Origin of the sequence: Citrobacter sp. Awk 4 (assembly GCF_028069725.1) — a bacterium.
GTDB lineage: Bacteria > Pseudomonadota > Gammaproteobacteria > Enterobacterales > Enterobacteriaceae > Citrobacter_D.
On record NZ_JANEWG010000074.1, the window covers coordinates 1 to 18,654 of the forward strand.

Consider the following 18,654-nt stretch of genomic DNA (forward strand, 5'->3'; position numbering starts at 1 on the left):
GAACATTTGCAGTTGCCAGACCGCAAGGTGTTTTAACAAATCAAAAGGGGTTTTAATAACTGGCTCAAAGCTGAAAGCTTTACTGAACCCCCAGCCTAGCTGGGGGTTTTCTATAGACAAAAAAAACAGGAGCCCATTGGCTCCTGTTTTGCTTTTCTACTCTTCGCTTTCCGGTGTGGATTTTGCACCAATTGGCAATACACCATCAGCACGGAACATAGCTTTGATGCCCCTGATGGCCTGGCGGATGCGATCACGGTTTTCAATCAACGCAAAACGCACATGAGTATCCCCGTAATCACCAAAACCAATTCCCGGCGAAACACAGACTTTGGCGTCCTTGAGCAACTTCCTGGCAAATTCCAGCGAGCCCATTGCGGCGTACTGTTCAGGAATTTTGGCCCACACGTACATCGACGCTTTCGGCATCTCAACCATCCATCCCGCTTCATGTAACCCTTTCACTAACACATCACGGCGGCGCTTATACTGCTCAGCAATATCGCGGACGCACTGCTGATCGCCCTCCAGCGCCGCAATCGCCGCGACCTGTAACGGCGTAAACGTACCGTAGTCGTGATAGCTCTTAATGCGCGCCAGCGCGCTGACCAGCGTAGCGTTTCCGACCATAAAGCCAATGCGCCAGCCTGCCATATTGTAGCTTTTCGAGAGGGTAAAAAATTCAACGGCCACATCACGCGCCCCTGGCACCTGCATGATCGATGGCGCTTTCCAGCCGTCATAAACAATATCGGCATAGGCCAGGTCGTGAACCACCAGCACATCATAGCGTTTTGCCAGCGCGACCACTTTCTCGAAAAATGTAAGTTCAACGCACTGGGCGGTGGGGTTAGAGGGGAACCCGAGGATCATCATCTTCGGTTTCGGGTAGCTTTCACGAATGGCGCGTTCCAGCTCGGTAAAGAAGTCAATGCCTTCCACCAGCGGCACTGAACGTACCTGCGCCCCGGCAATGACGGCACCATAAATATGAATGGGATAGCTTGGATTCGGAACCAGTACCGTGTCGCCATGATCGAGCGTTGCCAGCATCAGGTGCGCCAACCCCTCTTTCGAACCTATGGTCACAATGGCTTCCGTTTCCGGATCAATCTCCACATCGTAGCGTTCCTGGTACCAGCGGGAAATCGCCCGACGTAAACGCGGGATACCGCGGGAGGTCGAATAACCGTGTGTATCCGGGCGCTGGGCCACGGTACACAGTTTTTCGACAATATGAGGAGGCGTGGCGCCATCCGGGTTCCCCATGCTGAAGTCGATAATATCTTCGCCGCGCCGACGCGCAGCCATTTTCAGTTCAGCAGTAATGTTGAAAACATAGGGAGGGAGACGATCAATACGCGTGAAGCGACGTTCAGGACGAGAGTCAGCCATAATATCCTCAGATTAACGTGAGCGCCCGGACCGTCCGAGCGACGCTGCCACTAGGGTGGCACGCTTAGAAAATAGCCTGAAAAAAAACCGTCTGTCGAGGGAAAAGCGAAAATAATGTTGCCCTTTAAAAAGAGGAACTCTGGGCAACAAAACCTGAATACCAAAAACACCTTTAACGATGAATAACCCCCATTTAGTTAACATATTGACATCAATATAATTACACCATAATTTCTCACCACCGGGTGAGTTACTGTCAATTAACTGGATGAATATCAATCCCCTTTTAATATTATGGTTTTTCCTCATTAGAGAGGAGTTCCCGGTACGCTGGTCAAGTGGGCTCAGGTTACCTATCATAGGGGTTTAATCCTTTCGCAAGAGTCACCCGTGCACGAAATATTCAACATGCTGCTGGCGGTATTCGATCGGGCAGCGCTGATGCTGTTCTGTCTTTTTTTCCTCATTCGTATCCGTCTGTTCCGCGAACTGTTGCACAAGTCAGCACATTCACCAAAAGAGTTGCTTGCCGTTACCGCCATCTTTTCCATGTTTGCGCTGTTTAGCACCTGGTCCGGCGTTCCCGTGGAAGGATCGCTGGTCAATGTGCGCATTATCGCCGTCATGTCAGGCGGAATTCTGTTTGGCCCGTGGGTGGGTATCATTACAGGGGTGATCGCCGGTATTCATCGCTATCTCATTGATATCGGAGGCGTCACCGCCATACCGTGTTTTATCACCAGCATTCTGGCAGGCTGCATTGCAGGATGGATTAATCGCAAGATCCCCAAAACGCAGCACTGGCGGGTGGGTATTTTAGGCGGCGTGTTGTGTGAAACGCTGACCATGATTCTGGTGATTGTGTGGGCACCCACTACCGAACTGGGTCTCGATATTGTGTCGAAGATCGGTATTCCTATGATTCTCGGCAGTGTATGCATCGGTTTTATTGTGCTGTTGGTACAGAGCGTTGAAGGGGAAAAAGAAGCCAGTGCCGCGCGTCAGGCCAAGCTGGCGCTGGATATTGCTAACAAAACACTGCCGCTGTTTCGTCAGGTCAACAGCGAGTCATTACGCCAGGTATGTGAAATTATTCGCCATGATATTCACGCCGACGCGGTGGCAATCACCAACACCCAGCATGTGCTTGCCTATGTCGGCGTCGGGGAAATCAATTATCGCGAGAACGATGACTTTGTCAGCCCGACCACTCAGCAGGCGATAAACTACGGAAAAATCATCATAAAAAACAATGATGAAGCACATCGAACGCCAGAAATACACTCAATGCTGGTGATCCCGCTGTGGGAGAAAGGCATCGTCACCGGTACGCTTAAAATTTATTACTGTCACGCTCACCAGATCACCTCCTCTTTGCAGGAGATGGCGGTTGGTCTGTCGCAAATCATCTCGACACAACTGGAAGTCTCTCGCGCTGAACAATTACGTGAAATGGCAAATAAGGCAGAGTTGCGGGCATTACAGAGCAAAATTAATCCTCATTTCCTGTTTAATGCGCTCAACGCGATTTCATCATCCATCCGCTTAAACCCGGACACCGCTCGCCAGCTCATTTTTAATTTATCGCGCTACCTGCGCTATAACATTGAATTGAAAGATGATGAGCAGATCGATATCAAGAAAGAGCTGTATCAAATTAAAGATTACATTGCCATTGAGCAGGCCCGCTTTGGCGACAAGTTGACGGTCATTTATGATATCGATGAAGAGGTGAGCTGCTATATTCCCAGCCTGCTTATTCAGCCTTTGGTGGAGAATGCTATCGTCCACGGCATCCAGCCTTGCAAAGGGAAAGGCGTGGTCACTATCAGCGTCGCCGAATGCGGTAATCGAGTACGGATTGCCGTCAGAGATACTGGTCACGGAATTGATCCCAAAGTGATCGAGCGTGTGGAATCCAATGAAATGCCGGGAAATAAAATTGGTCTGCTCAATGTCCACCACCGCGTTAAGCTGTTATATGGTGAAGGACTGCATATCCGTCGCCTGGAGCCCGGTACAGAGATTGCGTTCTATGTGCCTAATCAGCACTCCCCTGCCGCCGCGCCGGCAACGTTATTGCTTTAATTCGGAGATGCGTTGTGAAAGTCATCATTGTTGAAGATGAGTTCCTTGCCCAGCAAGAGTTAAGCTGGCTGATAAAAGAACACAGCCAGATGGAGATTGTCGGTACGTTTGACGATGGTCTGGATGTTCTGAAGTTTCTTCAGCATAACCGTGTCGATGCCATCTTCCTGGATATTAATATTCCTTCCCTGGATGGCGTTCTGTTGGCGCAAAACATCAGTCAGTTCGCCCATAAACCGTTTATTGTGTTTATCACTGCGTGGAAGGAACATGCGGTGGAAGCGTTCGAACTGGAAGCATTTGACTACATTCTGAAGCCTTATCAGGAATCACGTATTGTTGGCATGTTGCAAAAACTGGAATCAGCCTGGCAACAACAGCAACTGCCGCCCGGAACTGCGCCCGCAAATCCCGTCACGCGTGAGAATGACACCATCAACTTAGTGAAAGATGAGCGGATAATCGTCACGCCGATCAACGATATTTATTACGCTGAAGCCCATGAAAAGATGACCTTCGTTTATACGCGGCGGGAATCGTATGTGATGCCGATGAATATCACCGAATTTTGCAGCAAACTTCCGGCGTCGCATTTTTTCCGCTGCCACCGCTCATTTTGCGTGAATTTGAATAAAATTCGCGAGATTGAACCCTGGTTTAATAACACCTACATACTGCGGCTCAAAGATCTGGAATTTGAAATCCCGGTCAGTCGAAGTAAAGTGAAAGAGTTCAGACAGTTAATGCATTTGTAGCACGGGAACAGGTGATTATTCCGCGTGATTTGCCATGCTTACCGGATGGCGTCAAAAACACCATCCGGTACTCCGGTTACAGAATATGCCCCAAGGTCTGGCGTAGATGCGCGCCGGAGCCAAGTAAACCGGGGTTGTCATGAACGATCAGATAGACAGGAATATCCTGAACATAGGCTTTAAAACGGCCTTTATCTTCAAATCCGCCACGAAAACCCGACGCTTTGAAGAACTCCAGGAAGCGCGGCACGATGCCGCCCGCAATATAGACGCCGCCAAAGGTCCCCAGCGTTAACGCCAGATTGCCGCCGAAGCGCCCCATTATGACGCAAAACAACGACAACGCCCGGCGACAATCAATGCAGGTATCCGCCAGCGCACGCTCAGTAACATCCTTCGGTTGTAAATTTTCCGGCAGACGCCCGTCTGATTTCACAATCGCACGATACAAGTTCACAAGCCCAGGGCCTGACAGCACGCGCTCAGCCGAAACGTGACCAATTTCGGCACGCAGTTCTTCCAGAATGATGCCCTCTTCTTCGCTGTTTGGTGCAAAGTCAACGTGCCCTCCTTCGCCCGGCAAGCTGACCCAACGCTTATCAACATGCACCAAATGCGCTACGCCTAAGCCGGTTCCCGCGCCATACACCGCGATGGGTTTACCTTCCACAGGCTCCGCACCGCCGAACTGAATCAGGTGCTCTTTTTTCAGCATTGGAATCGCCATCGACACAGCGGTGAAATCATTGATGATTTCCAGGTGGCTGAACCCCAAATTCTTTTTCATTTCCGCAATAGAAAATGCCCAGGTATGGTTGGTCATTGCCACCCAATCACCGGTTACCGGACAGGCAATGGCGATACATCCGTCTTCCACACTGACGCTATGCTCATCCAGATAGACACGCACAACGGCTTCCAGGCTCGGGTAATCAAGTCCCGAATAGGTTTTTGCCTGAGAAATTTCTCCGCTGGCAATATCGCACAGAGCAAGACGCGCGTTGGTGCCGCCGACATCACCTACTAATGCATACTTTGTCATTCTTCTACTGCTCCGCTAAAGTCAAAATGATTCTTTGCCACACTGTAGATTCACGAGGGCATAACAACAACGCCTGGAAAGCGGGCTCCCTGAAAATATCGATCTGGGTCACAGAATTACTTTATCGTTTCAGCACCATTTGCAGCGATGACAGCCAGCAGGTTGTGCAAACTATGGCTTATACCCTTGTACAAGGAATGAATCATGCTCCATCCGCGAGCCAGAACCATGCTGTTATTATCCGTTCCCGCGCTGATCATCGGGGTTGTCTCCAGCCTGATATTAATCGCTGTAATGAAAGTCGCGAACGTTTTACAGCAGATACTGTGGGAACGTCTGCCTGCCAGTCTCGGCGTGGCTCACGACTCATCGCTATGGATTGTCGGTATTCTGACGCTGACCGGGATTATGGTCGGGCTCGTTATCCGTTTCAGTCCGGGTCACGCCGGTCCCGATCCGGCGACGGAACCTTTGATCAGTGCACCGGTAAAACCGGGCGCACTACCCGGTTTACTGATGGCGCTGATCATCGGTCTGGCGGGCGGAGTCAGCCTGGGTCCGGAACATCCCATTATGGCCGTGAATATCGCGTTAGCCGTAGCTCTCGGCGCTCGCCTGGTCCCCCGAATTGGCGCCCTCGACTGGACCATTCTGGCGTCTGCCGGCACTATCGGCGCGTTATTTGGCACGCCGGTTGCCGCCGCGCTGATATTTTCACAAACGCTGAACGGCACCAACGACATCCCCTTGTGGGATCGCCTGTTTGCTCCCATGATGGCCGCCGCCGCCGGGTCACTCACGACCAGCCTGTTTTTTCATCCTCATTTTTCTTTGCCTATTGCCCACTACACGCAGATGCAACTGGTGGATATCTTCAGTGGTGCCGTCGTGGCGGCAATTGCGATAGCGACAGGGATGGTGGCGGTCTGGTGTTTGCCGCGTTTACACCACCTGATACATCGGCTGAAAAATCCGGTACTGATGCTGGGCGTCGGCGGCTTTATTCTGGGGATTCTGGGGGTGATCGGTGGACCATTGACCTTATTTAAAGGTCTGGACGAGATGCAACAACTGGCCTTTAGCCAGACACTGAGCGCCTCTGACTTTTTTATGCTCGCGGTGATAAAACTGGCGGCGCTGGTCGTTGCGGCCGCCAGTGGTTTTCGCGGTGGACGAATATTTCCTGCGGTGTTTGTGGGCGTGGCGTTAGGTCTGATGCTGCACGCGCATGTGGAGGCGGTTCCGGCGGCAATCACCGTATCCTGCGCAATTCTTGGATTGGTACTGGTGGTCACGCGTGACGGGTGGCTGAGCCTGTTTATGGCAGCAGTCGTCGTCCCTAACGCCACCCTGCTGCCATTGTTGTGTATCGTGATGCTCCCGGCGTGGCTACTGCTGGCAGGGAAACCGATGATGATCGCCCATCGTCACGATGAATAACTAAGCCCCATTATGCGCCTCCAGCGAGCGGGTGAGCGTTCTTAGCAGATCCGGTAAATCGGCTTTCGGCAACATGACTTCAATCAGCGAAAGCCGCTGCGGATATTTCAGGCGTTCAAGCACCTCGTCCAGTTGAACTGCCTGCGTCACCCGCCAGCATTCAGCCTGACCTTCTGCATTCAACGCATGCGGCACCTGAGTCCAGTTCCAGTTCGCAATATCGTTATAACGCTGATTCTCCCCGTGAATAGCGCGCTCCACGGTGTAACCGTCGTTGTTGAGCAGTAAAACGATTGGCGTCTGTCCATTTCGCATCATTGAACCCAGCTCCTGGATGGTCAGTTGCGCCGCGCCATCCCCGGTTATCAGGATCACCCGACGGTCTGGAGAGGCCGTTTGCGCGCCAAACGCAGCAGGCAGCGAGTAGCCAATCGATCCCCAAAGTGGCTGTACCAGCACGTCCACACCAGCAGGTAGCGAGAGCGAGGCTGCGCCAAACGCGGCGGTGCCCTGATCGGCAAGCACAATATCCCCGGGAACCAGATACTTCTGCAGCGTATGCCAGAAATTTTCCTGCGTCAGCGGTCCCTTTTCTACCTGCGTACGCGCAACGGGAGGACGAGCAGGAGGAGGGGAAAAAGACAACTCCAGGCACAATTCTCGTAATGTGGTGACGGCTTGTTCCATAGAAATACCGCTGAACCAGGTATTGCCCACTCGCGAAGCATGAGGCTGGACATCAATCGTACGTTCCTGTGGAAGCTGCTGACTGAAACCGGCGGTCAGTGTGTCAATGAATCGGGTGCCGATGCAAAGGGTCATATCGACATCCTCTATTGCCTGGCGCACATATTCACTGCTGGCGCTGGCGCTATAGGTACCGACAAAATGCGGATGCTGTTCGTCAAATAACCCTTTACCCATCAATAAGGTGGCATGCGCCATAGACGTCTCCGCCATCCAGCGCTGGAGCACCGGTTGCAGGCCAAAACGCAGCGCCAGAAAATCGGCTAACAATGCGACCCGTGGGCTGTTTATCAATCGCTGGCGGGCATGGTAGCGAAACGCAGCCACTACGCTGCTGTCTGGATCAGACGGCGTTACCGTGAGCGAATTTGCGAACGGGGTCGCCGGCGCTCTGGCCACATCCGCGGGAAGCATTAGATAACCGGGGCGACGCTCGGTCAGCATTTCACGCAGCACACGGTCAATTTCATGGCAGGCATTTTGTTCATCCAGCATGGCGCTGGCAACCGTTACCGACTGACTCATGCGGTAAAAGTGCTGAAAATCGCCATCGCCAAGGGTGTGGTGCATCAGCTCCCTCTTTTGCTGTGCGCCCCGGCATGGTGCCCCGACGATATGCAATACGGGAACAAACTCTGCATAGCTTCCCGCAATCCCGTTGATAGCGCTTAATTCACCGACGCCAAATGTTGTCAGTAACGCCCCTGCCCCCGCGACCCGGGCGTAACCATCGGCAGCATAGGCGGCGTTCAGTTCGTTTGCACACCCGACCCAACATACCTCGGGGTGCTCAATAACATGGTCGAGAAACTGCAAATTATAATCGCCCGGCACACCAAAAAGATGGTTGATACCGCAACCTGCCAGTCTGTCCAGCAGATAATCCGCTATTGAATAGAGGGTTTTCATGACAGCTATCCTTCTGACGGTAACCTCACTGTTGAGTATTAAAGAACTGTGATAGCTGTCCAGAAACGTCACGGCGATTGGGGGTGGAAAGCAGAATTTACAGTTTTCGTAGCACAATCTCATTGAATAAGGCGCAGTGTAAACGTATACACTTAAAAGACGACGTCACTGAAAGAGGTAACAAAATGGCTTATCAGGCTGATGAAAATCGTTATCAGACAATGGAATACCGCCACTGTGGTCAAAGCGGATTAAAGCTTCCTGCAATTTCACTGGGGCTATGGCACAATTTTGGCGACACCACCCAGCTAGAAAACAGTCGCTCACTCCTACAACGCGCCTTTGACCTGGGTATCACCCATTTTGATCTTGCCAACAACTACGGTCCGCCTCCCGGCTCCGCAGAACGCAACTTCGGGCGTATTCTCCAGGAAGATTTTTTACCCTGGCGCGACGAGCTCATCATTTCCACAAAAGCGGGTTACACCATGTGGGAAGGACCTTACGGCGATTGGGGTTCGCGTAAGTATTTGATCTCCAGCCTTGATCAAAGCCTGAAACGAATGGGACTTGAGTATGTCGATATTTTTTACCATCACCGTCCCGATCCCGAAACACCGCTCAACGAGACGATGAAGGCTCTGGATCATGTTGTGCGTCAGGGCAAAGCTCTTTATGTCGGGCTTTCAAATTATCCGGCTGACCTTGCCCGACAAGCGATTGAGATTCTCGACGATCTGGGAACGCCTTGTCTGATCCACCAACCCAAATACTCAATGTTCGAACGCTGGGTGGAAGGCGGTCTTTTATCGTTACTACAGGAGAAAGGGGTCGGGAGTATCGCGTTCTCGCCTCTGGCTGGAGGGCAGTTAACTGACCGCTATCTCAATGGTATTCCTGCTGATTCCCGTGCGGCCAGCGCAAGCCGTTTCCTGAATCCTGAGCAGATCACTAGCGAAAAACTGGATAAAGTCCGCCAGTTGAATGCGCTGGCCGCGCGACGAGGACAGAAACTTTCGCAAATGGCGTTAGCCTGGGTGCTCCGCGATGATAACGTCACCTCCGTTCTGATTGGCGCCAGTAAATGCGCGCAATTAGAGGACGCCATTGGGATGCTGGCAAACCGCCACTTCACCGCCGAGGAATGTGCAGAGATTGACACCATCCTGAACAGTACAAAATAACTATAGTTTTAACAAAAAATGCTCTCTTACAAAATTTAAGAGTTAAGGCGATGAAACGGGGCTTTACTGCCTCGTAATATTGCGTTAACAGGCCGGTTACGGCTTCGATCGTGAAGGAGAGAAAGTATGTTCAGGTCACTGATTCTGGCGGCAGCCTTACTGGCTTTTACACCGCTGGCCGCTAACGCTGGCGAAATCACCCTGTTGCCATCAATAAAATTACAAATTGGCGATCGCGACAATTACGGTAACTACTGGGACGGCGGATATTGGCGTGACCGCGATTACTGGCACAATCATTATGAATGGCGTCAGAATCGCTGGTGGCGACACGATAATGGTTATCACCGTGGTTGGGATAAGCGTAAAGCTTACGAACGCGGATACCGTGAAGGCTGGAACGATCGCGATGATCATCGTGGTCATGGACACGGTCACGATAAAAAACATCACCATTAAAAAAAAGAGCCTTCGGGCTCTTTTTTATTACGCTCTGTTTATGCCAGAAAGTTTTGTCGTTGCGTCATTAATATTACAATCCCAGCGCCGTACCGATCAGCAGCCAGATATTCAGCGCAACAACCAGTATGACAATCAACCATCCCAGATATTTTACCCACGACGTGTTGACCAAATCGCCCATCAGGGAACGGTCGCTGGTGAATATCAGTAAAGGGACCAGCGCCAGCGCAATACCAAAACTGAGCAATACCTGGCTCATCACCAGAATACGCGTCGGGTCAAGCCCCATCAGAATCACAATAAACGATGGCATCATCGTGACCGTACGGCGTACCCAAAGCGGAATATGAAAGCGAATAAACCCTTGCATCACGACCTGCCCTGCCAGGGTTCCCACCACGGTGGAGGAGAGTCCTGCAGCCACAAGGCTCAAGCCAAATACAGTGGCGGCGGCGTGGCTAAGCAGCGGCTTCAGCGTTAAATAGGCTTGATCAAGATCGGCAACACCGGAGTGACCACTAAAGTGGAACGCCGCAGCGGCTGTCGCCATCATCGCCAGGTTCACAAACCCTGCGATAGTCATCGCGATAGCCACATCCCATTTGGTTGCCGAATAGCGTTGCTGGCGCGAACCGCCGTGCAAATGCTGAGTTAACGAAGAGTGCAGATAAATAACGTGCGGCATGATCGTCGCCCCCAGAACCCCGGCCGCCAGGAAGACCGCTTCAGAGTTGGGTAAACTCGGGATAATCACCCCTTTACTCAGTTGCGCCAGATTCGGCTGGGAGAAAATCAACTCCACAATGTAAGCCGCCGCCACAAAGAGCAGGAGTCCGCCAATGACTTTCTCGAGCGGTTTCTGCCCACGACGTTGCAGCATCAGAATCAAAAACGTGGCAATACCGGTCAGTACCGCCCCCTGCAATAACGAGATGCCAAGAATGAGTTTAAAGCCGATGGCCGCGCCGATAAACTCAGCCAGATCGGTCGCCATAGCGATAATTTCGGCCTGAACCCAGTAGAACCAAACCACAGGACGTGGGTAGTGGTCACGAATCTGTTCCGCGAGATTTTTACTGGTCGCAATACCCAGTTTGGCTGACAACACCTGAATCAACATCGCCATCAGGTTAGCCCAGATGACCACCCACAGTAATTGATACCCAAAGCTGGCCCCGGCCTGAATATTGGTCGCAAAGTTACCAGGATCGATGTATCCGATAGCCGCGATAAATGCAGGCCCCATTAATGCGAGCCTCAACTTGCGCGCTGCCCGTCCACTGCTACTCTCAACGCGATCGTTTGTCATCTTTTGCCTCAAAAACATAGCCTTTGCTATGTTTCATATTATGTTTATTGAGAATGCTTATCAAGTGCATTGAAGCGGGTAAAATTGATTTCTCTGATAGCGTTGAACGATGGATCGTTGAGGTACTGGGATATGGTTGTATATTGTTTAATAATTGTTAGTAGATTAGCACACTGACATAACTTTTCACTTCCATACTCAGCATAACGGAAGTGTATCGCAGATCACTAATTTTGAATCTCGTCACAGGTCCTTATTATAGTGTGTGTTTGATCTCGTTTTCTTTGGTGTTGTTGCATAGAATGTGCACGGAAATTAAACCTGCCTCATATTTGGAGCAAATATGGACCGCGTCCTTCATTTTGTCCTGGCCCTTACCGTCGTTGCAGTGCTCGCGCTGCTGGTAAGCCATGACCGTAAAAAAATTCGTATTCGTTACGTTATTCAGTTACTCGTCATTGAAGTATTACTGGCCTGGTTCTTCCTGAACTCGAACGTCGGTCTGGGCTTCGTAAAAGGTTTCTCCGAGATGTTTGAAAAACTGCTCGGGTTTGCCAATGAAGGGACAAACTTCGTCTTCGGCAACATGAACGATAAAGGTCTGGCATTCTTCTTCCTGAAAGTCCTTTGCCCTATTGTCTTTATTTCTGCACTGATCGGTATTCTCCAGCATATTCGCGTCTTGCCGATCGTTATCCGTGCTATCGGTTTCCTGCTGTCCAAAGTCAATGGCATGGGCAAACTGGAATCCTTTAACGCCGTAAGCTCCCTGATTCTGGGCCAGTCTGAGAACTTTATTGCTTATAAAGACATTCTTGGCAAAATGTCGCGCAACCGCATGTACACCATGGCCGCCACGGCGATGTCCACGGTTTCCATGTCTATCGTCGGCGCTTACATGACCATGCTGGACCCAAAATATGTGGTTGCAGCGCTGGTTCTGAACATGTTTAGCACCTTTATCGTGCTGTCCCTGATCAACCCGTACCGCGTCGAAGCCAGCGAAGAAGATATTCAGATGTCCAACCTGCACGAAGGCCAAAGCTTCTTCGAAATGCTGGGTGAATACATTCTGGCTGGTTTTAAAGTAGCGATTATTGTTGCCGCCATGCTGATTGGTTTCATCGCCCTGATTGCCGCGCTGAACGCACTGTTTGCTGCCGTACTGGGCATCTCCTTCCAGGGCATTCTGGGCTACATCTTCTATCCGATTGCCTGGGTAATGGGTGTTCCGGCGAACGAAGCGCTGCAGGTGGGCAGTATTATGGCGACCAAACTGGTTTCTAACGAGTTTGTTGCGATGATGGATCTGCAGAAAATCGCCTCTACGCTCTCTCCGCGCGCTGAAGGTATTCTGTCTGTCTTCCTCGTTTCCTTCGCTAACTTCTCTTCTATCGGTATCATCGCAGGCGCAATCAAAGGTCTGAATGAAGAGCAGGGCAACGTGGTTTCCCGTTTTGGTCTGAAACTGGTGTATGGCTCTACGCTGGTTAGCGTACTGTCTGCGTCTATCGCTGCACTGGTTCTGTAATGTAAGATGACATTGAAAACCGGGGAGACTCTCCCCGGTTTTTTTATGCCTGCAATTCTGTCAAAGGACGAGGCCGCCCAATCAGATAACCCTGTAGATGGTTCACGCCAAGACTTAATAAAAGCGCCTGCTGTTCCGGGGTTTCGACAAATTCAGCCACCACGCTCAGAGACTTTGCTTTTGCCATGTCAGTGATGGATTTGACGATCATGGCATCCAGGGAATCAGTCACAATATCTTTCACGAAGCAACCATCGATCTTGATAATGTCGGCTTTCAATCGCTTCAGACGCTCATAATTTGCGTACCCGGTCCCAAAATCATCGATGGCTATCCTGAAACCGAATTTACGCAGATGTTCAATATTCTGCACGCTACTCTCTGAGTTAGAAAAAGCCTGTTCTTCCGTAATCTCAATAATCACGCTTTCCGGCGCTATCTGATAACGTTTGAACAGACGAATAATGTGCAGCGAGATCTCTTTTTGCATCAACGTCAACGGCATCAAATTGACGGAAAAACGCGCCCCCTTCTGTTGTGAAGGATGCACAGAGAGCCATTTCAGCAACGCCTCCACCACCTGTAAGTCGAAGCGCGCACTGAGGTTAAACCGGGTAATTAAGGGGATAAACTGATCAGGCATCATCAGGTCGTCATCACTTCTCAGCCGCGCCAGAATCTCATGGTATCCCTTCCCTTGGGCGTCACAAATGGGTTGTGCATACAAAACCAAATCGTCACTTTCCAGAGCGTTACGTATTTTTTGCAGCAGCAATACTCGCTCAGTCGTCTGCCCGGAAGCCGCCTCAAGGCTATTTGTCAGCGCCAGAATCTGCTGATGCGTGCAGGATTGTTCCGCCAGCCAGCTCAGTTGTCCGAGCATTGGTTGTAACGTTTCTTGCTGGCCATCGAACGTCCCCCAGGACGCGCCATACGCCATATCCAGCCCGGTATTATTCCAGTAAATTTTTCGGCTACTAAGAAGGTTGACCATATGCTGCAATCTGGCTTCTGTCTCTGGCCCTGTCAGCACGAACAACAGCTCACTCCCCGGAAGTTGAAATACGCTCTCTTTTTCCATCAGAAAAGGCTGTAAGGCGCGAAATACCGATTTCTTGCAATGAACGCGCATCAGCATGCCGTAATGGCGGCTCAGAAACTCCAGGTTCTCCATGCGCAGGCAACACACACTCTGTCCGGACTCATTACCCAGAAATTTCTCCAGCGCCCGCAGATTGGGTAATTGGGTGAGCGGATCCGTCAGTGCTTGCAACTGCCAACGCCGATTAAGCCATTCACCACGTTGGTACATCCGTGCCATGTAAAGCATGCAAATACTGAAGGAAATCAGTACAGAGAGTATAAAAGCCAGTGAATAGGCGGATACGACGCCCTGCAGGAAATTTTTGTTGTATGTCAGCAATGCAAGCGCTGAGACCGCCCAACTGAGATTCAAAAATGGATAGCTGAACCTACCGATACCCAGCGTAAAAACAATGAAGAACACCGGGACAAGGTAACCTGCAACATAGTCAGCATGATACGGTGTACACATCACCAGCAGCAGAGCCGACAGCACCATGAGCCAACCCATGATATAGAATCGATTCTTTTTGCGAATGCGGGCGACAACTTCCCTGCGCCAAAACACGCGTGCATAACGCGGATTCACCATCATGCGTATGGGATAGTAGAAAAACAACGTGAAAATCAGCGCGGCAGAAATCAAACTTAAAACGTCGACAACCGTGTAAATCGCCGTCGCAGTACCAAAAAAGGTTGAAATTTCTACCGGATAGTCCAGGTATCGCCCTGCCAGGTGCATCATAACTTTGATCCCAACGGGAGCAATAAACCCCAGCCAGAACACCCTCACCCAGATATTTTTGTCAGGAAGTCGATAGCGCCAACGAGAGCCGATTTGCCAGCGCACCAGCACGCACATCCCCAGGACAAAAAAGAGCTGGCAAAACAGCAGAACCGCCGCCTGTGCAAACGGCAGGTGGAAGTTCCACTGATTGGTCACCATCATGCCAAGTATGACTGGCGCAATACCGTGTCTGCCAAAGAGAAACAGTACAGAATAAATCACGCACAGCGGCAGCCAGGCTAAGTAAATAGCGCTGGAATCAACAACGGCTAACGGGGAAATCAAGCGGGAAAATTGTATCGCAATAACGGTAAGCGCTAGAGCCAGAGAAAATTTTCTTATATTTTTTAATGTATTACTATTCACTGGCATTAAATCAATGCTCTCATAAAACGATAAAGAAGACGCATAAATGATAAGTTTATTCGCGACACGAAGCAACCTGATACCCGCTTAACACCAGGTTTTGCGAGCTATTGCTTCGCGTAGAGAGACACTACGAGGGGTGAACAGTATGAAATTGAAAGGAAAATTGCAGATATAAAAAACCCCCGCTTTTCAGCGAGGGTCAATATTTTGGTGGAGCTAAGCGGGATCGAACCGCTGACCTCTTGCATGCCATGCAAGCGCTCTCCCAGCTGAGCTATAGCCCCACGATGCTGTTACGTATCAAATTCCTTGGGATAGAATTTGGTGGAGCTAAGCGGGATCGAACCGCTGACCTCTTGCATGCCATGCAAGCGCTCTCCCAGCTGAGCTATAGCCCCATTACGTAAAGCTTGTCGAGTTGACGGGCGGCATCATATGAATTCCCTTCGCACGTGTCAACGGCAAAATTACCCTGCGGAACTCAATCGCTGAAAAAGCATGCAAATGAAGATCATTGCGTAACAACTCGCATTCAGTAGTTAATCCCGTCACGGTTTCTACTAAAATGGTGCTATAAAATGAACCACTAATTAACCCCACATCTATTCAGGGAATCTTATGTTCAAGGAACGGATGACGCCAGAAGAACTCGCGAATCTGACCGGTTATAGCCGACAGACCATCAATAAATGGGTACGCAAGGAAGGTTGGGCGACATCACCAAAACCCGGAGTTCAGGGAGGAAAGGCTCGTCTGGTTCATGTCAATGAACAGGTACGTGAATATATCCGTAGTGCAGAACGCTCAACTGAAAGTATGACGGAACCTTTTCCGTTATCTGCCGATTCCTCACTTGAAACTCTACTCATCACACTTGCCAAGGAGATGACGCCTTCGGAACAGAAGAACTTTACGTCATTACTCCTGCGGGAAGGAATTACCGGTTTGTTACAACGCTTAGGGATTCGCGATAGCAAATAATATGAAAAGATTACGCAGCAAAATGACCACGGAAGAACTGGCGGAGTGCCTGAACGTGGCCAAACAAACTGTTAACCGTTGGATCAGAGAACAAAACTGGAAAACAGAAAAATTTCCCGGTGTTAAAGGTGGTCGGGCAAGACTCATTCATATTGATGCAAGTGTCCGGGAGTTTATCCTCAATATTCCTGCCTTTCGGAAAACCCCTGCGTTTTATCAACTGGAAGAACCCCTCGCGGAATACGAGCATTTTACTCACAGTCATGCGTATCGACAGATTGTTGATGCCCTGGACAACATGTCCTCGACAGAGCAAGAAAAACTGGCACAGTTACTTTCACGTGAAGGTATTCGCGGCTTTCTCGCTCGCCTGAATATTGATGAATCTCAGTAACATCCAAAAAAAACGGCAGGATACACTCCTGCCGTTTTTTTATTTACCCGCCCTTCTTACTGCTGATTTTCACGCTCAGCAATAAACGCCAGTGCTTTATTAATACGTTCAATGCTACGGGATTTCCCGATAGCATGGACGGTAACGTCCAGACCTGGTGACTGGCCTGCGCCAGTGACGGCAACGCGCAGCGGCATCCCTACTTTACCCATACCGACTTCCAGCTCATCGGCAGTCGCCTGAATCGCGTGGTGAACATTTTCCGCCGTCCAGCTATCAATCGCGGCCAGTTTGTCACGCACCACTTCCAGCGGCTGACGCGCAACCGGACGCAAATGTTTTTTCGCTGCATCAGCATCAAACTCAGCGAAATCTTCGTAGAAGTAACGGCAGCTTTGCGCCATCTCTTTAAGGGTCTTACAACGCTCACCCAGCAATTTCACCAGTTCAGCCAGTTCCGGGCCAACGCGGGTGTCGATGTTTTCCTGCTCGATGTGCCATTGCAGGTGAGTCGCCACATATTCCGGTGCCAGAGCATTAATGTAGTGATGGTTCAGCCATTGCAGTTTTTCAGTATTGAACGCGCTGGCAGACTTGCTCACCGCCCCCAGAGAAAAGAGTTTGATCATCTCTTCGCGGGTAAAGATCTCCTGGTCACCGCTGGACCAGCCCAGACGGACCAGATAGTTCAGCAACGCTTCCGGCAGATAACCGTCATCACGGTATTGCATCACGCTTACCGCGCCATGACGTTTGGAGAGCTTTTTACCGTCATCGCCGTTGATCATAGACACATGTGCATAAACCGGCACTGGCGCATTCAGCGCTTTCAGGATGTTGATCTGGCGCGGGGTGTTGTTGATATGATCTTCACCACGGATAACGTGGGTAATTTCCATATCCCAGTCATCGACAACCACACAGAAGTTATAGGTCGGAGAACCGTCAGTGCGGCGAATAATGAGATCGTCCAGCTCCTGGTTGCTGAATTCGATCGGGCCACGGATCTGATCGTCAAAAATAACGGAACCGTCCTGCGGGTTGGCAAAACGCACCACGCACGGTTCATCTTCCGCATGATGTTCGTGACCGTGGCGGCAGCGGCCGTCATAACGTGGCTTCTCGCCTTTCGCCATCTGTTCTTCACGCAACGCTTCCAGACGCTCTTTTGAGCAGTAGCATTTATATGCGGTCCCTGCTTCGAGCATTTCATCAATCACCGCGTTATAGCGATCAAAGCGTTTCGTCTGATAGTACGGACCCTCGTCCCATTCCAGGCTCAGCCAGTTCATGCCATCCATAATGGCCTCAATAGCTTCCGGCGTGGAACGTTCGAGATCGGTGTCTTCAATACGCAGCACAAACTCACCGCCGTGATTACGTGCAAAAAGCCAGGAATAAAGAGCAGTACGCGCACCGCCGACATGCAGATATCCTGTCGGGCTTGGCGCGAAGCGAGTTTTAATTTTCATGAAATGGCCTTACGTTTATAAAGATGCCGACAACCGGCAAATCCTGGAAAGATCAGTAGGCGGGTATTCTATCACTGTGGCCTGATTCCTCAATGTTGATCCGGTTGGAACATCACGCTTTGCCATTTTTGTTTATAAATCATGCGGCGCGGACCATTCTGCGATCGTTTTGTATAATTTTACGACGAACGAACAATTTCTTTAGAAAATGCGTTGACTCATTTTCAACTCTCCCTATAATGCGACTCCACACAGCGGGGGTGATTAGCTCAGCTGGGAGAGCACCTCCCTTACAAGGAGGGGGTCGGCGGTTCGAACCCGTCATCACCCACCAACTACTTAGTGTAGTCTCCGCCGTGTAGCAAGAAATTGAGAAGTGGGTGATTAGCTCAGCTGGGAGAGCACCTCCCTTACAAGGAGGGGGTCGGCGGTTCGATCCCGTCATCACCCACCACTTTCTCGCCAGCTGGATTTCTTGCAAAATATGAAGTACCGAAGTGGGTGATTAGCTCAGCTGGGAGAGCACCTCCCTTACAAGGAGGGGGTCGGCGGTTCGATCCCGTCATCACCCACCACTTCGGGTCGTTAGCTCAGTTGGTAGAGCAGTTGACTTTTAATCAATTGGTCGCAGGTTCGAATCCTGCACGACCCACCAATGTAAAAAGGCGCCCTAAAGGCGCCTTTTTGCTATGCGCAGAACTTAATG

The 18,654-nt window shown here is 50.6% G+C and carries 15 protein-coding genes and 6 tRNA genes; 12 read left to right on the forward strand and 9 right to left on the reverse strand.

Translation table 11 applies throughout. The features are described 5' to 3' along the window. Nucleotides 1–156 precede the first annotated feature (156 nt). On the reverse strand, nt 157–1,395 hold the full coding sequence (gene alaC, locus NNO04_RS20785) for an alanine transaminase (protein WP_271446272.1): 1,239 nt from the start codon (nt 1,393–1,395) through the stop codon (nt 157–159). A gap of 390 nt (nt 1,396–1,785) precedes the next feature. Here alaC and ypdA point away from each other — a divergent pair, with 390 nt between their 5' ends. After that, nucleotides 1,786–3,483: a two-component system sensor histidine kinase YpdA gene (ypdA, locus tag NNO04_RS20790; RefSeq protein WP_271446273.1), complete on the forward strand. Its 1,698-nt coding sequence runs from the start codon at nt 1,786–1,788 to the stop codon at nt 3,481–3,483. 14 nt (nt 3,484–3,497) lie between these two features. Further along, nucleotides 3,498–4,238 carry a two-component system response regulator YpdB gene (gene ypdB, locus NNO04_RS20795; RefSeq protein WP_271446274.1) on the forward strand — a complete coding sequence of 247 codons (741 nt, stop codon included), beginning with the start codon at nt 3,498–3,500 and terminating at the stop codon, nt 4,236–4,238. 76 nt (nt 4,239–4,314) lie between these two features. Here the strand turns inward: ypdB and glk are convergent, their stop codons facing one another. After that, a complete protein-coding gene (gene glk, locus NNO04_RS20800) occupies nt 4,315–5,280 on the reverse strand; it encodes a glucokinase (protein WP_271446275.1) in 966 nt (321 codons plus the stop codon). Between the two features lie 204 nt (nt 5,281–5,484). Here glk and NNO04_RS20805 point away from each other — a divergent pair, with 204 nt between their 5' ends. Next, nucleotides 5,485–6,720, forward strand: coding sequence for an ion channel protein (locus tag NNO04_RS20805; RefSeq protein WP_271446276.1), 1,236 nt, complete (start codon nt 5,485–5,487; stop codon nt 6,718–6,720). On the opposite strand, the gene NNO04_RS20810 is transcribed toward NNO04_RS20805, so the two are convergent. Next, nucleotides 6,721–8,376 carry an alpha-keto acid decarboxylase family protein gene (locus NNO04_RS20810; RefSeq protein WP_271446277.1) on the reverse strand — a complete coding sequence of 552 codons (1,656 nt, stop codon included), beginning with the start codon at nt 8,374–8,376 and terminating at the stop codon, nt 6,721–6,723. It lies immediately after the preceding gene. A gap of 185 nt (nt 8,377–8,561) precedes the next feature. Between NNO04_RS20810 and mgrA the strand changes: the two genes are divergently transcribed. After that, complete coding sequence (mgrA, locus tag NNO04_RS20815) at nt 8,562–9,560, forward strand: L-glyceraldehyde 3-phosphate reductase (RefSeq protein ID WP_271446278.1); 999 nt, start codon at nt 8,562–8,564, stop codon at nt 9,558–9,560. Between the two features lie 126 nt (nt 9,561–9,686). Next, entirely contained in the window at nt 9,687–10,019 is a 333-nt protein-coding gene (ypeC, locus tag NNO04_RS20820; protein WP_271446279.1) for a DUF2502 domain-containing protein YpeC, read from the forward strand. Nucleotides 10,020–10,092: 73 nt separating this feature from the next. On the opposite strand, the gene NNO04_RS20825 is transcribed toward ypeC, so the two are convergent. Together NNO04_RS20825 and NNO04_RS22975 are read right to left on the reverse strand one after the other, a co-directional pair. Continuing rightward, complete coding sequence (locus NNO04_RS20825) at nt 10,093–11,331, reverse strand: Nramp family divalent metal transporter (RefSeq protein ID WP_271446280.1); 1,239 nt, start codon at nt 11,329–11,331, stop codon at nt 10,093–10,095. Continuing rightward, entirely contained in the window at nt 11,312–11,401 is a 90-nt protein-coding gene (locus tag NNO04_RS22975) for a hypothetical protein (RefSeq protein ID WP_442870758.1), read from the reverse strand. The genes NNO04_RS20825 and NNO04_RS22975 overlap by 20 nt, the downstream gene beginning before the upstream one ends. Before the next feature lie 273 nt (nt 11,402–11,674). Between NNO04_RS22975 and nupC the strand changes: the two genes are divergently transcribed. After that, on the forward strand, nt 11,675–12,862 hold the full coding sequence (gene nupC, locus NNO04_RS20830) for a nucleoside permease NupC (protein WP_162383256.1): 1,188 nt from the start codon (nt 11,675–11,677) through the stop codon (nt 12,860–12,862). A gap of 43 nt (nt 12,863–12,905) precedes the next feature. Here nupC and NNO04_RS20835 read toward each other — a convergent pair whose 3' ends face one another. The 3 genes from NNO04_RS20835 to NNO04_RS20845 form a co-directional block, all read right to left on the reverse strand. Further along, nucleotides 12,906–15,104 carry a sensor domain-containing phosphodiesterase gene (locus NNO04_RS20835; protein ID WP_271446281.1) on the reverse strand — a complete coding sequence of 733 codons (2,199 nt, stop codon included), beginning with the start codon at nt 15,102–15,104 and terminating at the stop codon, nt 12,906–12,908. Between the two features lie 205 nt (nt 15,105–15,309). Further along, nucleotides 15,310–15,385, reverse strand: a tRNA-Ala gene (locus NNO04_RS20840). A 38-nt stretch (nt 15,386–15,423) separates the two neighbouring features. Beyond that, nucleotides 15,424–15,499 (reverse strand) — tRNA-Ala (locus NNO04_RS20845). Nucleotides 15,500–15,719: 220 nt separating this feature from the next. On the opposite strand from NNO04_RS20845, the gene NNO04_RS20850 reads away from it, so the two are divergent. Then, entirely contained in the window at nt 15,720–16,082 is a 363-nt protein-coding gene (locus NNO04_RS20850; RefSeq protein WP_271446282.1) for a YfeC-like transcriptional regulator, read from the forward strand. Nucleotide 16,083: 1 nt separating this feature from the next. Beyond that, nucleotides 16,084–16,476: a MerR family transcriptional regulator gene (locus NNO04_RS20855; RefSeq protein WP_162383259.1), complete on the forward strand. Its 393-nt coding sequence runs from the start codon at nt 16,084–16,086 to the stop codon at nt 16,474–16,476. A 56-nt stretch (nt 16,477–16,532) separates the two neighbouring features. On the opposite strand, the gene gltX is transcribed toward NNO04_RS20855, so the two are convergent. After that, entirely contained in the window at nt 16,533–17,948 is a 1,416-nt protein-coding gene (gltX, locus tag NNO04_RS20860; RefSeq protein ID WP_271446283.1) for a glutamate--tRNA ligase, read from the reverse strand. 258 nt (nt 17,949–18,206) lie between these two features. Between gltX and NNO04_RS20865 the strand changes: the two genes are divergently transcribed. The 4 genes from NNO04_RS20865 (at nt 18,207) to NNO04_RS20880 (ending at nt 18,603) form a co-directional block, all read left to right on the forward strand. Further along, nucleotides 18,207–18,282: transfer RNA gene (locus NNO04_RS20865), tRNA-Val, on the forward strand. A gap of 44 nt (nt 18,283–18,326) precedes the next feature. Continuing rightward, nucleotides 18,327–18,402 (forward strand) — tRNA-Val (locus NNO04_RS20870). A gap of 45 nt (nt 18,403–18,447) precedes the next feature. After that, nucleotides 18,448–18,523: transfer RNA gene (locus NNO04_RS20875), tRNA-Val, on the forward strand. 4 nt (nt 18,524–18,527) lie between these two features. After that, a tRNA-Lys gene (locus NNO04_RS20880) sits at nt 18,528–18,603 on the forward strand. Nucleotides 18,604–18,654 lie beyond the last annotated feature (51 nt).